This is a genomic window from Bordetella sp. 2513F2, assembly GCF_054642735.1.
Window position 1 is genome coordinate 1,282,278 of sequence record NZ_CM137755.1, and the last position, 13,103, is coordinate 1,295,380.

13 protein-coding genes are annotated in these 13,103 nt (G+C 66.5%); 8 read left to right on the plus strand and 5 right to left on the minus strand.

Annotation, left to right across the window (positions count from 1 at the left end):
* Window positions 1–13 precede the first annotated feature (13 nt).
* The 3 genes from ACYBYQ_RS06065 to ACYBYQ_RS06075 all read right to left on the minus strand — a co-directional run bounded on the left by ACYBYQ_RS06065 (window position 14) and on the right by ACYBYQ_RS06075 (window position 3,036).
* Window positions 14–364, minus strand: coding sequence for an antibiotic biosynthesis monooxygenase family protein (locus ACYBYQ_RS06065; protein WP_459617777.1), 351 nt, complete (start codon window positions 362–364; stop codon window positions 14–16).
* Between the two features lie 109 nt (window positions 365–473).
* Window positions 474–1,346, minus strand: coding sequence for an NAD-dependent epimerase/dehydratase family protein (locus ACYBYQ_RS06070; RefSeq protein ID WP_459617779.1), 873 nt, complete (start codon window positions 1,344–1,346; stop codon window positions 474–476).
* Window positions 1,347–1,389: 43 nt separating this feature from the next.
* Window positions 1,390–3,036, minus strand: coding sequence for an electron transfer flavoprotein-ubiquinone oxidoreductase (locus ACYBYQ_RS06075; protein WP_459617781.1), 1,647 nt, complete (start codon window positions 3,034–3,036; stop codon window positions 1,390–1,392).
* A 111-nt stretch (window positions 3,037–3,147) separates the two neighbouring features.
* Here ACYBYQ_RS06075 and ACYBYQ_RS06080 point away from each other — a divergent pair, with 111 nt between their 5' ends.
* From ACYBYQ_RS06080 to ACYBYQ_RS06090, 3 genes are all read left to right on the plus strand, one after another.
* On the plus strand, window positions 3,148–3,597 hold the full coding sequence (locus ACYBYQ_RS06080) for an acyl-CoA thioesterase (RefSeq protein WP_459617783.1): 450 nt from the start codon (window positions 3,148–3,150) through the stop codon (window positions 3,595–3,597).
* A 115-nt stretch (window positions 3,598–3,712) separates the two neighbouring features.
* Window positions 3,713–4,411 carry a CoA transferase subunit A gene (locus ACYBYQ_RS06085; RefSeq protein WP_459617785.1) on the plus strand — a complete coding sequence of 233 codons (699 nt, stop codon included), beginning with the start codon at window positions 3,713–3,715 and terminating at the stop codon, window positions 4,409–4,411.
* Window positions 4,412–4,423: 12 nt separating this feature from the next.
* Complete coding sequence (locus ACYBYQ_RS06090) at window positions 4,424–5,080, plus strand: CoA transferase subunit B (RefSeq protein WP_459617787.1); 657 nt, start codon at window positions 4,424–4,426, stop codon at window positions 5,078–5,080.
* A gap of 86 nt (window positions 5,081–5,166) precedes the next feature.
* On the opposite strand, the gene ACYBYQ_RS06095 is transcribed toward ACYBYQ_RS06090, so the two are convergent.
* Window positions 5,167–6,021, minus strand: a complete 855-nt coding sequence (locus ACYBYQ_RS06095; protein ID WP_459617789.1) for a helix-turn-helix transcriptional regulator — start codon at window positions 6,019–6,021, stop codon at window positions 5,167–5,169.
* 337 nt (window positions 6,022–6,358) lie between these two features.
* Here ACYBYQ_RS06095 and ACYBYQ_RS06100 point away from each other — a divergent pair, with 337 nt between their 5' ends.
* From ACYBYQ_RS06100 to ACYBYQ_RS06110, 3 genes are all read left to right on the plus strand, one after another.
* Window positions 6,359–7,636 carry an NAD(P)/FAD-dependent oxidoreductase gene (locus ACYBYQ_RS06100; RefSeq protein ID WP_459617791.1) on the plus strand — a complete coding sequence of 426 codons (1,278 nt, stop codon included), beginning with the start codon at window positions 6,359–6,361 and terminating at the stop codon, window positions 7,634–7,636.
* Window positions 7,637–7,677: 41 nt separating this feature from the next.
* Window positions 7,678–8,697 (plus strand): Bug family tripartite tricarboxylate transporter substrate binding protein, encoded by a 1,020-nt coding sequence (locus ACYBYQ_RS06105; protein ID WP_459617793.1) that lies wholly within the window; start codon window positions 7,678–7,680, stop codon window positions 8,695–8,697.
* 73 nt (window positions 8,698–8,770) lie between these two features.
* Window positions 8,771–10,501, plus strand: coding sequence for a gamma-glutamyltransferase family protein (locus ACYBYQ_RS06110; RefSeq protein ID WP_459617795.1), 1,731 nt, complete (start codon window positions 8,771–8,773; stop codon window positions 10,499–10,501).
* A 100-nt stretch (window positions 10,502–10,601) separates the two neighbouring features.
* Here the strand turns inward: ACYBYQ_RS06110 and ACYBYQ_RS06115 are convergent, their stop codons facing one another.
* A complete protein-coding gene (locus tag ACYBYQ_RS06115; protein ID WP_459617797.1) occupies window positions 10,602–11,060 on the minus strand; it encodes a GNAT family N-acetyltransferase in 459 nt (152 codons plus the stop codon).
* A gap of 138 nt (window positions 11,061–11,198) precedes the next feature.
* Between ACYBYQ_RS06115 and ACYBYQ_RS06120 the strand changes: the two genes are divergently transcribed.
* Window positions 11,199–12,083 carry a MurR/RpiR family transcriptional regulator gene (locus ACYBYQ_RS06120; protein WP_459617799.1) on the plus strand — a complete coding sequence of 295 codons (885 nt, stop codon included), beginning with the start codon at window positions 11,199–11,201 and terminating at the stop codon, window positions 12,081–12,083.
* Window positions 12,080–13,072, plus strand: a complete 993-nt coding sequence (locus ACYBYQ_RS06125; protein ID WP_459617801.1) for an isoaspartyl peptidase/L-asparaginase family protein — start codon at window positions 12,080–12,082, stop codon at window positions 13,070–13,072. Before ACYBYQ_RS06120 ends, ACYBYQ_RS06125 begins: the two co-directional genes overlap by 4 nt.
* Window positions 13,073–13,103: the final 31 nt, after the last annotated feature.

The following is a 13,103-nucleotide window of genomic DNA, read 5'->3' on the forward strand; positions in this document are numbered from 1 at the left end:
GATCCGCCGGCCGTCAGGCCTGCCGATGCGCGGCGGCGCTGTCGGCCGGCGCGTCCTCGCGCCGGGTCATGCCGTAGTCGCGCAGCACCTGGGCCACGCGCAGGCGATAGTCGCTGAATACGCCGGCCCGTCCCGCGCGCTGCGCTTCGCGGTGCATCTCGAGGTTGCGCCAGGCCTGCACGGCGGCTTCATCGCGCCAGAACGACAGCGACAGCAGCTTGCCCGGCGTGCTCAGGCTCTCGAAGCGCTCCACCGAGATGAAGCCGTCGATGCGCCGCAGCGATTCCACCAGTCCCGCCGCAATGGCCAGGTATTCGGCGCGCCGGCCCGGCTGGAATTCCACTTCGAATATCACGGCGATCATGTCGGTCCTCGTTCGGGTCGGGTGGCGGGCATGGGGTAGTGTTCTGCCGCCAGTATGCGCGCATCCGGTCGGCACGTTTCGACAGCTGCCGAAACGTGCATGTGGCGCCTCAGCGCGCTGCCTGCGGGTTGGCGGGCGAGGCCAGCAGGGCCGCATAGCCGGCACGGGCATCGGGCCAGCGCGGCGCGTAGCCGCTGGCGCGCAGGCGGGCGTTGCTGAGCCGCTTGCTTCCCACGCCGGAAGGCGGCGGGCCATCGGGCGGGGGAGGCGCGCCCACGAGCGCGGCGAGATGCGCGTAGAGCTCGTGCAGGGGCAGCGGCGTGTCGTCGCAGCCGAGGTAGAGCGGCTGCGGTTCGGGCAACGCCAGCAAGTGCACGATGGCGTCCGCCGCATCGTCGATGTGCATGCGATTGGCCCAGTGCGGGGGATGGCGCGGTGCGCGGGCGCGGCCGGCGCGCAGGCGTTCGACGAGCTGCAGCCTTCCGGGGCCATACAGGCCGGCGAGCCGCAGCACCACGGCCGGCACGCCCTGCACGCGGCACGCCTCGTGCAGCCGTTGTTCCGCCTGGCGCAGCACGGCGCCGTTGAAGCCGGGCGGGTCGAGCTCGGTGCGTTCGTCCACCCAGGCCCCATGGTGCTCGCCATAGACGGCCGAGGACGAGACGAACAGCACCCGCCGCAGCGTGGCGGTGCCGGCCGCCGACAGCGTGCGCTGCAAGCCGTGCAGGAATATCGCCTGGTAGGCATCCTGCGAGCGCGCATCCGGCGCGGGCAGGTACACCAGCTGGGTGATGTCCGGCGGCAGCCCGGTCAGCGGGCCGCGGCCGGCCAGGTCGGCCTGCAGCCAATGCATGCCGGGCGGGCCGCCAGCCTGGGGCGGCCCGCGGCGCAGGCCCCATACCTGCGCGCCGCGCGCCAGCAGGCGCTGCGCGACGCGCAGTCCGAGGTCGCCGCAGCCGGCCAGCAGTACGCGTTCGCTCATGGAAAAGGGGCACGCCCGGCGCGGCGGCTGCCGCGCCGGCGGATCACATGCCGCTGTAGACCGGGCCTTCGCCGCCCTGGGGCGCCACCCACACGATGTTCTGCGTGGGATCCTTGATGTCGCAGGTCTTGCAGTGCACGCAGTTCTGGGCGTTGATCTGCAGGCGGTCGGCGCCGTGGTCGTCCTTGATGAACTCGTACACGCCCGCCGGGCAGTAGCGCGACTCCGGTCCGCCGTACTGCGCCAGGTTGACGGACACCGGCACGGACGCATCCTTGAGCGTGAGGTGTACCGGCTGGTTCTCCTCATGGTTGGTGTTGGAGATGAACACCGAGCTCAGCTTGTCGAAGGTGAGCTTGCCGTCGGGCTTGGGATAGTCGATGCGCGCGCACTGCGAGGCGGGCTGCAGGCAGGCATGGTCGGGCTTGGTGCGGTGGATGGTCCAGGGGATGTTGCCCTTGAGCAGCCATTGCTCCACGCCCGTCATCACGGTGGCGACGGTGCGGCCCTTCTTGAACCACTGCTTGAAGTTGCGCGCCTTGTTCAGTTCCGCATGCAGCCACGATTGCTCGAAGGCGGCGGGGTAGGCCGAGAGTTCGTCCTGGCGGCGATCTGCCGCCAGCGCCTCGAACGCCGCTTCGGCGGCCAGCTTGCCGGTCTTGATGGCAGCGTGGCTGCCCTTGATGCGCGAAGCGTTGAGGAAACCGGCCTCACAGCCCATCATGGCCCCGCCCGGGAACACCAGCTTGGGCAGCGACAGCAGGCCGCCGGCGGTGATGGCGCGCGCGCCGTAGGCGATGCGCTTGCCCCCTTCGAACGTGCCCCGGATGGCGGGGTGGGTCTTGTAGCGCTGGAATTCGTCGAAGGGCGACAGCCAGGGGTTGGCGTAGTCCAGGCCGATCACCATGCCGACCGCAACGAGGTTGTTGTCGAGGTGATAGAGGAACGATCCGCCGTAGGTATCCGCATCCAGCGGCCAGCCGGCCGTATGCACCACCAGGCCGGGCCGCGACTGGGCGGGATCCACTTCCCACAGCTCCTTCAGGCCGATGCCGTAGCTCTGCGGGTCGCGGCCGTCGGCCAGCCTGTAGCGCTCGATCAGCTGCCGGCCGAGCTGGCCGCGCGAGCCTTCGCCGAACAAGGTGTAGCGGGCCAGCAGCTCCATGCCGGGCTGGTAGTGGTCGGTGCGGGAGCCGTCGCGGGCCACGCCCACGTCGCCGGTGGCCACGCCGCGCACCGCGCCGTTCTCGTCGTAGAGGACCTCGACCGCGGCGAACCCGGGGAAGATGTCCACGCCCAGGGCTTCAGCCTGTTCGCCCAGCCACTTCACGACGTCGCCCAGGCGCACGATGTAGTTGCCGTGGTTCTTGAAACAGTCGGGCAGCAGCCAGTCGGGCGTGCGGCGCGCGCCGGTGCGGGAAAGGAACAGGAACTGGTCCTGCGTGACGGCCACGTTGAGCGGGGCGCCCTTGTCTTTCCAGTCGGGTATGAGCTCGGTGAGCGCCAGCGGATCCATGACGGCGCCCGACAGAATATGCGCGCCCAGTTCCGCGCCCTTCTCGAGCACACAGACGCTGACTTCGTGGTTTCTTTCGGCGGCAAGTTGCTTGAGACGGATAGCCGCAGACAGGCCGGCAGGCCCGCCGCCCACTACCACCACGTCATATTCCATCGACTCGCGTTCAGACATTATGGAGTTCCCCCTCTATTGGCCTTGATCTGGCAGGAAGTATTATCGGCGATTGTATTGCAGCCGGGCATGTCGCCCCGGCATGGCTGAAATTCATCAGGAGCGTGATACGTGGACCTCGAGTCCCAATCGGCGCGGACGCTGGCCGTCGGCGACTGCCACCATATCGACCTGCCCCTGCGCTGGGGCGATTCGGATGCGCTGGATCATCTGAACAACACGGTGTATTTCCGCCTCATGGAAGAGGCGCGCATGCAGATCCTGTACGGCGCCGGCCTGCGGCTGCCGGCCGACAACGGCCCCATCCTGGCGCACGCCTCATGCGACTTCATCAGGCCCATCACTTATCCCGCCAGCGTCCGCGTCACGCACCGCGTGACGCGGATCGGCCGCTCCAGCCTGGAGTGCGAGCTGGTGCTGGAGAACCCGGGCGAAGCCCCCGGCGCCTATGCGCGCGGCCGCAACGTGCTGGTGTGGATGGATTACCTGGAGAACCGGTCGGCGCCGTGGCCCGCCGACGTGCTGGCTGCCCTGGCGCGGCAGTTCCGGCCGGCCGGCTGAGCGTCGGCTGGTTGCGGCTGCGGCGTGCCGCTACAATCGCGCAAAACGCCGGCGGCGCCTGGCGTGGCGGCCCGGGCCGCGGGACGATTCGATCTCGATAAAAGGAGTTGGAGCGATGGACAAGGTTTATGCAAGCGCCGCCGAGGCGCTGGCCGGCGTCGTCGAAGACGGCCAGATGATCGCCGTCGGCGGCTTCGGCCTGTGCGGCATCCCCGAAGCCCTGATCGCCGCGCTGCGCGATTCGGGCGTGAAGAATCTCACCTGCGTCAGCAACAACGCGGGCGTCGACGGCTTCGGGCTGGGCCAGCTGCTTGCCACCCGCCAGATCCGCAAGATGATCGCTTCCTATGTGGGGGAGAACAAGGAATTCGAGCGCCAGTTCCTGTCGGGAGAGCTCGAGCTGGAATTCACGCCCCAGGGCACGCTGGCCGAGAAGCTGCGCGCCGGCGGCGCCGGCATCCCGGCCTTCTTCACCCGCACCGGCGTCGGTACGCTGGTGGCCGAAGGCAAGGAGATCCGCGAATTCGACGGCCACCAGTACGTGATGGAGCGTGCGCTGGTGCCCGACGTGTCGCTGGTCAAGGCGCACATCGCCGACCGCAGCGGCAATCTCGTTTTCCGCAAGACTGCCCGCAACTTCAATCCCAACGTCGCCATGGCGGGCAGGATCACGGTGGTGGAAGTGGAGCAGATCGTCGAGACGGGCGCGCTGGACCCCGACCAGGTCCATCTGCCGGGCATCTATGTGCACCGGATCGTGCTCAATGCCCATCCTGAAAAACGCATCGAACAACGCACCACGCGTTCGGCCTGAGGAGACGACGACATGGCATGGACCCGCGATGAAATGGCCGCGCGCGCCGCGCGCGAGCTGCAAGACGGCTTCTACGTGAACCTGGGCATCGGCCTGCCCACGCTGGTGGCCAACCACGTCCCCAAGGGCGTCGAGGTATGGCTGCAGTCCGAGAACGGGCTGCTGGGCATCGGCCCGTTTCCCACCGATGACGAAGTCGATCCCGACCTCATCAACGCCGGCAAGCAGACCGTCACCACGCTGCCCGGCTCGTCGATCTTCTCCTCGGCGGATTCGTTCGCGATGATCCGCGGCGGCAAGATCAACCTCGCCATCCTGGGCGCGATGCAGGTGTCCGAAAAGGGCGATCTGGCCAACTGGATGATCCCGGGCAAGATGGTCAAGGGCATGGGTGGCGCCATGGACCTGGTGGCCGGCGTCGGCCGCGTCGTGGTGCTGATGGAGCACGTGGCCAAGAAGAAGGACGGCACCGAGGACATCAAGCTGCTGCCCGAATGCTCGCTGCCGCTTACCGGCGTGGGCGTGGTCGATCTGATCATCACCGACCTGGGCGTGATGGAAGTCACCGACGACGGCCTGAAACTCATCGAGCTGGCGCCAGGCGTCAGTGTCGAGGAGATCCAGGGCAAGACCGGCGTGCCGCTGGATACGAGCAGCGTGGCCGCCTGAACCTGCACGTCCATGCCCTGTGACGAGTCCGGCAGGCGTGGCTGCCGATACGGCCAGTCCGACTGGCCGTATCTCCTTATGTACCCTCAACGCAGAGATCGGGCATCGTCGCCCGTCCGGCTGAACTCCGCAGCCAATAGAGTGATCAGCCGAGCTGACGAATGCACCTTGAATTTCTTGCGGATGCTGCGTAGATGGTGATCTACGGTGGAGAAAGAGCGATTGAGTTGGCGTGCTATCTCCTTGTAGCTCATGCCCGTGGCTGCCAAGTGGGCCAGGCGCAATTCTGCAGGGGTTAATGTCGAAAGCGAGCCCGTCTGTGCCGCTCTTTTGGGCTCGTGCCCCTCGGCGGGTGTACTTGCATCGGCCAGGCGTTTGGCGGCGAGGAGAACGGGATTGAACACTTCGTTCACCACGGTGGTAAGGCGGATGCAATGGTCCGTGGGCGGCCTCTGATGTTGATCCAGCCAATGCGCGCAGATCATGCCGGTGGCAATTCCACCCTCGCGCAGGGCCATGCCCAGCTTGACCGCGACGGGCGGAACGTGGCCGAACTCTGTCTTGGCACACGCCACGCTGTTGACCGGCAAGTCGGTGAAGGCCACGGCTTGCCTGGCCAGTAGGATGCGACGCATCGAGGCGTCCGCGATTTCGAAGCGAGCGCCTTTGAGCGACGGCACCTGTTTGTCGGGATGCAGGCTTTCGAAGCGAGGTGAATAGTAGACGCGCCGGCTGTCGCAAGGCCCGGCCGTGATGCGGTCCGCGGACATTTCCGCCAGCAGCCATTCTGTGCCGAACTGCCAGCAGGCCTTGACGTCGTCCAGCCGGATAAGCAGATGTGCCGCCAGGTCGCGCGCCCGTGCCCACTGGATGCTGCGCTTGTCATCGAGCAACTGGTGCCGCAATTGGCGTTGCGCGATCAGGACTGCTTCATCATTCAATTTCGGCCACCATCGAGAAAGTACATCCAAAGATCTGCAATATGCGTGCCAGCATAGGACGCGCCACGCAGCCCAGGAACTGCTTGCGGGGTTTCGAACATGGGGCGCATCGCGCACCGATGAGGAGCGTCGTGCACCGTTCGAACGCATGGGGCCGCCGCCCGTGGTCGGGTGGGGCCCGATTCCAATTGCTGGCGTTGACAAAAGATACAAATTCGTGAAAACCGCGAATAGTCGCGATTCTCAAGATTCTCCCGTGTGTCCACCATGCGGATGGACGCTCCGACAGTAGCGACGGTTCACGGTTTGAACGGAGCGGCGAGCATAGGGAGAAGAAATGCCGGTTCAGCCGAAATCGGTCGATGTGGTCATCGTCGGTGGGGGAATCACAGGATGCGCGACAGCCTATTACTTATCAAAACTCAAGTTGTCGGTTGCGCTGGTCGAGCGCGGGACGGTCGCCAACGAGCAGTCCAGTCGCGCATGGGGGTTCATCCGAAAGCAGGGGCGTCATGCGGCGGAGATCCCACTGGCAGCTCGCGCCGCCCAGATGTGGCCGGGATTGTCGGCTGAACTGGGCGCGGACCTGGAGTTCGTCAGCAATGGCATCCTGACGCCCGCGTTGAACGAAGCGGATGAGATCCGCATAGCAGACGGCGCGCGGCAAGCGGCGCACTGGGGCCTGTCTACCAAGTTGCTCAGCGCCCGCGAAGTCAGCGAGCTGATGCCCCAGTTGACGGGCGCGTGGCGCGGCGCGCTGTATACGCCCGATGATGCGCACGGCGAGCCGAAGAAGGTCACGCAGGCGTACGCCGCCGCAGCAGCACGGGCCGGGGTGCATCTGCTTGAGCACGTCGGCGTGAAATCAATAGAAGTGAGCAATGGTGCGGTGAGTGGCGTCGAGACGACGCAGGGTTTCATTGCCGCCAAGGCGGTGCTCTGCGCAGCCGGGGTCGGCAGCGCGGCATTGATGAAGCCTTTCGGTCTCAATCTACCTATACATGGTGTCCGTCTCACGGTCCTGGAGACGCAGGAAGTCCCTGCCTTTACCAACATTGCGGTCTGGGCTCCCAATGTCTCGTTCCGGCCGACCGGGCGGGGGACGTTCTATGTCGGCAGCGGCTATCGCGCCAAGTCGGGAGACCTCGACGTAACCGTGGACGCGATCCGCCACTTCGTGAAGTTCCTGCCGCAGCTGCGCGAGAATCCGGGGGCATTGAACATTCGGATGGGCTGGCCGTTGCTGAAGTCCCTGCGTGGCGGCGTCGCCTCGGACGCACAGCCGGAGCCGGCGTACAACCCCCGTATTGCTGCCTATAACCTGGGCCAGTTCCGCAAGGTGTTTCCTCACCTGGGTGAGGTCCAACCCAAGCGCATCTGGGCCGGCCGTATCGATGCGACGCCCGACATGATTCCGATTATCGACAGGGTGCCCGGTGTCGAGGGCCTGCATTTGGCGGCCGGCTACAGCGGTCACGGCTTCGCGTTGGGACCCGTTTCCGGCGCGATGCTTGCGGACATCATCGCCAAGGGCGGGACGGACCTGGATATCCACCCGTTTCGTATTTCACGGTTCGAAGATGGCGATGCAAAACCGTCGAAGCATGCGCTCTGAGCGGTTCAAACCATATTGGACATGCAGGCTAGGGGAAAAGAATGAATCATCAAGATGAACAGCGAGCGGTACCCGACGTGCGCCGCAGACAGTTGATGGGTTGGCTGGGCGCCGCCGTCCTGGCGACCCACGCCGGCGTCTCCCGGGCCGCCACATGGCCCGCACGGCCCATCCGCCTGATCGTCGGTTGGCCCCCCGGAGGCGGCACCGATGCCGTCGCGCGCATCGTCGCACAACAACTGGAGCCCATGTTGGGCCAGAGCATTGTCGTCGAGAACCGGGGAGGCGCCAACGGCAGGATAGGCATCAATGCCGTGCGTCAAGCCGCCGCCGATGGCTACACCTTCCTGTTCCAGGCGGATCTCGAGTTGCCTGCGGCCAACCTGGACCAGGCCCTGACCGAGAAGTATGCGTCCTTCGATCCGCTCGCTGGCCTGGTGCCGGTGGGGGGCATCGGACGAGGCCCCTATCTGCTGGTGGCGGGGATGAGTACGCCGGTGAAGGATCTCGCGAGCCTGATTGCATATGCCAAGCAGAACCCGCGCAAGTTGAACTACGGCTCTTTCGGTGCCGGCTCCATCAACCAGTCCATGACCGAGCTGCTGAACCTAAGAGAAGGCATCGAGACCGTGGAGATCCCTTACCAGGGTGCAGGGCCCTTGCTCATGGCCCTCGTGGGCGGACAGGTAGACTTCGCTTTCGTTACACCTTCGTCGGCTCTCCCGCTGGTGCGGGATGGCAGACTGCGCGGTATTGCCGTGCTGTCGGATCAGCGTTTGCCCGACGTCGAGGTGCCAACCATGGCGGAGCTGGGGCTGCAGGATTTCAACGGTGGCTCGTTGTATGGGGTGCTGGCGCCCCCTGCCACGCCGGCTCCAATCATCGACAGGCTTGCGCAGGCCTTGCATCAGTTGTCCGCCAAGCTGGAGTTGGCGGCTGCTTTCAACAAAATCTCGATCTTCCCGGTCGATCTGCAGCCGGAGCGCATGCAGAGCGTGTTGGCGCAGAACCTCCATACGCGGCGCCAGCTCGGCGCCAAGCTGGGTATCGAATTGCAATGAGGTCAGGCCGATGCCGCCGTGCCGTGGGGCTGCCTGGCCGTCTCCGCCCTGCGTGTCAGGAATCGAGAAAACGATGAGCTTTCACTATCAAGAAAACAGCACCGACGTTCTGCCTTCCACCCGGCCGACGCTGCGTGGCGTCCGCCATGCGATCTCCACGGGGCATTATCTGGCCACTGCGGTGGGCTTCGCGATACTGGAGGCTGGGGGCAACGCCATCGATGCGGGTTGTGCCGCCGGCATGGCACTGGGCGTGGTCGAAGCGGATATCGTCAATTTCGCCGGCGTGGCGCCCATCATCATCCGGAAGGCGGACGGAACGGTCGAAACGCTGGCAGGGCTGGGCCATTGGCCGGCCAGCTTCCCGCCAGACCTTTTCATGCGTGAACATGGTGGTGAAATTCCGCCGGGCGTCCTCGGCACGGTAGTGCCGGCGGCGCCGCATGCCTGGCTGACAGCCCTGGAGCGGCATGGCACGATGTCTTTCGCAGAAGTCGCCGCAGGAGCCATCCAGCTGGCGCGCGATGGTTTCGCGGTTCATCAGGGATTGGCGAAGAGCTGTCGCATACAGGCCGACGAATACCGGCGGTGGCCGCAGAATGCTCAGTTGTTCGTGCCCGGTGGGCAACCCCTCCAATTGGGCGCGCGCTTCGTGCAAGCCGACCTCGCCGCGACCATTCAGTATATGGCCGACGAAGAGCGTGCGCGTGGGGGCAGCAGGCAGGACGGGCTGAGGGCAGCGCGCGATGCGTTCTATCGGGGCGACATCGCGCGCACCATCGCGGACTTCATGCAACGGGAAGGCGGATATCTCAGTTACGAAGACCTGGCCCACTATCACACGCCTGTCGAGGCCCCCGTGGTGGGACGGTGGCGCGATCAGGAGTTGTACACCTGCGGCGCATGGTGTCAGGGCCCCACGCTGACCACGGCGTTGTTGATACTGGAGCAGCGGGGAATCGAAGGCTTGAGCCACAATTCGGCGGATTATCTGCATCGCCTGCTGGAAGCCTTGAAACTGGCATTTTCAGACCGGGAGCACTTCTATGGCGACCCGAATTTTGTCGATGTGCCGCTCGACTATCTCATGTCAGCGTCGCGCATCGCCGAGCGGGCAGCGCTAATCCTGGACGAGTCCGCCATCCCGGGTATGCCGGCGCCAGATCTGGGTGCCTATCACGCCATGGAGAGCAGTCGGGGCAAACTGCCGGACGTGGAAAAAGACACGTCGTACGCGTGTGTGGTGGATCGTTGGGGTAACGCCTTCAGCGCTACGCCCTCGGACGCGTCATGGGGCTCGCCGGTTGTGCCGGGGCTCGGCATCGTGCCGTCGATTCGGGGCGTGCAGAGCCGGACGGACCCGGCGCATCCGTCCGGGATCGCCCCGGGCAAACGGCCGCGGCTGACGCCCAGTCCGGCGTTGATGGTGGGCAAGGATGGAGGAGTCATGCCCTTCGGGACGCCCGGCGGCGACGTGCAGATCCAAGCGATGCTGCAGGTACTCTTGAACATCCATCATTTTGGGATGGACGAGCAGGCGGCGATCGAGGCGCCGCGCGTCGCGACGTACAGTTTCCCGTCTTCGTTCTACCCGTTCGAATATTTCCCGGGGCAGATCGCCGCCGAAACCCGCCTCGACCCTGGTACCGTAGCCGAGCTTTCGCGGCGTGGCCATGACGTCAAGGCCTGGCCCGCCTGGTCGGGCCTGGCAGGCAGCGTTGAGCTTGTACGCAGCCACCCCGGCACGGGCCTGCTGGCCGCGGCAGCCGACCCCCGACGATCGGGTTACGCAATGGCGATCTGAGTGGCAGCGGCCACCGCAAGTAGGCCGGCCGCCGGCTTGGCCGGATCCCCGAAGCCCCGCCGGGCGCATGTCCGGCGGGGCTTCGCGTTTCCCGCGGACTTCAGGCGCAGGCGCGCCGCATGCCGATATGGGGTATGCCGTCCTCGATGTAGGGCGCCGTGACCGGCACAAACCCATGGCCCGCATAGTAGGCCTGCAGCCGGGCCTGCGCGGACAGGTAGACGGGCAGGCCGGGCCAGTGGCGGCGCACGTGGTCCAGGGCCTGGCGCATCAGCTCGTGCCCCAGGCCCACGCCACGGACCTGCGGTGCCGTGATGACGCGTCCGATGATGACCTCGCCTCCGTGCAGCGCCGGGTCCAGCAGCCGCGCGCAGGCTACCAGCCGGCCGTCGGGGTCGTGCGCCATGAGGTGCCGCGTCTCGCCCTGCAGGTCCTTCCCGTCGGGGTCCAGGTAGGGACACTGCTGTTCCATGATGAACACTTCCGCGCGCAGGCGCAGCAGTGCATACAGGTCGGCGAGGCGCAGTTCCGCATGATGGACGCAGGACCAGACAGGCATGGGGGACTCCGGGACGGATAAGCGCGCATGGTAGCGCAGGGGCGCGGCTATTTGGGGAATACCCTTGGTATGAAAATTTATTTTCTCTAATAAAATATTTGTGTAAACAAGTTTTCATAGCCGCCATTCCCCCTTTCCATGACCAAGGCCGTTCCCACGATTGCGGACCGGATCGCCCGGGCGTTGCCCGCGTTGAGCCGCACCCAGCACAAGATGGCGGAATACGTGCTGGCGCACCAGTTCAGGGTGGCCACCATGACGATCGACGAGTTCGCGGCTGCCACCGGCGTGTCGGTGGCTACGGCGAACCGGTTCGCCCGGGCGCTGGACCTGCCGGGCTACCCCCATTTCCGGGCCGAGCTGGCGCGGGGCTTCGAGGCGGCGCTGGAGCCGGTCGAGAAGCTGCGCACCGAACTGGCCCATTCGGCCAGCGCCGTGCAGGTATTCGCGGCCACGCTGGAGGAAGACATCCGCAACGCGCAGCGCACGCTGCAGTCGCTGGATGCGCAGGCCTGTGAACGGGCCGTCGCGCTCACCCTGGAGGCCGAGCGCGTGTTCATCCTCGGCTTCGGCGCCAGCGGTTTCCTGGCCGGCCTGCTGCAGCGGGGCCTGTGCATGCATCTGCGCACGGTCGAGTCGCTGGCCGGCCCCGGCGGGGTGTCGCACGCGGCCCGGCAGATGGCGCGCATGACGCCGCGCGACCTGGTGATTGCCATCGGCTTTCCGCGCTATCTCGCCGACACGGTCACGCTGGCGCGCGCCGCGCAGCAGGCGGGCGTGCCGGTGCTGGTCCTTACCGACATGCCGACATCGCCGCTGGCTCCCTGGGCCACCGTGGCCCTGTATGCCCACAGCGCGCGGCGTCTCTCGCCGAATGCCGAGACCGCGGCGCTGGGGCTGGTGGAGGCGCTGTCGGCCGCCGTGGCCTACCGGGCCAAGGATTCGATCGAAGCCGCCGCGGGCGTGACCCAGTCCGTCATGCCGTGGCTCATCCATGGTGTAGCAGGAGCAGAAAAAAGATGATTCAACCCGTCATCGCCATCCACGGCGGGGCCGGTGCGATGTCGCGCGCAGCGATGTCGCCCGAGAAAGAGCAGGAATACCTGTCCGCGCTTAACGGCATCCTGGCCGCGGGCCAGGCCGTGCTGGCGCGCGGCGGCAGCGCCCTGGACGCCGTCACCGAGGCCGTGCGCCTGCTCGAGGACTGCCCCCTGTTCAACGCCGGCCACGGGGCCGTGTTCACCAGCGCCGGCACGCACGAACTGGACGCCTCCATCATGGACGGCGCCACGTTGCGCTCGGGCGCCATCGCCAACGTCGACTGCGTGCGCAATCCGGTGCTGGCGGCCCGCAAGGTCATGGAGGAAAGCAAGCACGTGTTCTTCGTGGGCGAGGGCGCCGAAGCCTTCGCGCGCGAGCATGGCCTCGAGATCGTCGATCCCGCGTATTTCTCCACCGAGGCCCGCCGCGAACAGCTGCTGCGCGTGCAGCGCGAGACGCCCGAGGCGGCCGTGCTGGACCACGACGGCCAGGCCATGGTGGCGCACGCCCAGCCGGCGCCGGCCGAGCCGCTGGACGCCGACAAGAAGTTCGGCACGGTGGGCGCCGTGGCCGTGGACGCCCACGGCAACCTGGCCGCGGCCACCTCCACCGGCGGCATCACCAACAAGCAGCTCGGCCGCGTGGGCGACGCCCCGTTGATCGGCGCGGGCTGCTACGCCAGCAACCGCACCTGTGCGGTGTCCACCACCGGCACCGGCGAGATGTTCATCCGCATGGTCGCCGCCTACGACGTGGCCGCGCAGATGGAGTACTGCGGCACCCCGCTGGCCGAGGCCGCGCGGCGCGTGATCGACGAAAAGCTGCCGACCATCGGCGGCAAGGGCGGCCTGATCGCCGTCGACGCACAGGGCAACGTGGCCCTGCCGTTCAATACCGAAGGCATGTACCGGGGCTATGCCCGCGTGGGCCACGCCCCGGTTGTCGCCATCTACGAGCGCGTCGGCGACTGAGCGACGCGTCCATTGCAAGCAAGTATCAGGA